A 465-nucleotide genomic window follows, 5' to 3' on the forward strand; every position below is an offset into this window, starting at 1 on the left:
GCATCGCCTTGATTAATGACAACACCAAACTCTAATAGCAAGCAACGTATTTGATTTGAAAGCTGGGTCTTTTGTTTATCTACTAAGGTTCTCGCTTGGCTCAATGACTGCAACGTTTGCTCTTCAACCGTCATGATTTTACAGGGCTTCACGTTGTATGCTTGGCTTGCACTGGCAATGGCGAGGACATCGTTCGCATCGGTTTTTTGGCCTTGCCTAAACGCTTTAACAAATTTAGGGGGAAGCAACATGACATCATGCCCCAGTGACAGTGCTGTGCGAGCAATATGCTGGGCACTACCACAAGCTTCCATCACAACCTTTGAACCCTCGGCTTTTGCTAGCAACTCAAGCATAGGTTCGCGTTTCATTGGCTTATTAAACTTGAGTTTATTGCCTTTCAGCTGTGCTACTTGGAAAATGTTTTTTGCCAAGTCGATAGCGATTAAATTAGACTGTGTCATG

1 protein-coding gene is annotated in these 465 nt (G+C 44.1%); it reads right to left on the reverse strand.

What is annotated here, in order from left to right; genetic code table 11:
- The coding region (locus BB427_RS02745) for an IS110 family transposase (protein WP_139119004.1) at positions 1-465 on the reverse strand (465 nt) is incomplete at both ends.

It is taken from the genome of Pseudoalteromonas sp. BMB (assembly GCF_001709235.1).
GTDB classification, from domain to species: Bacteria; Pseudomonadota; Gammaproteobacteria; order Enterobacterales; family Alteromonadaceae; genus Pseudoalteromonas; species Pseudoalteromonas maricaloris.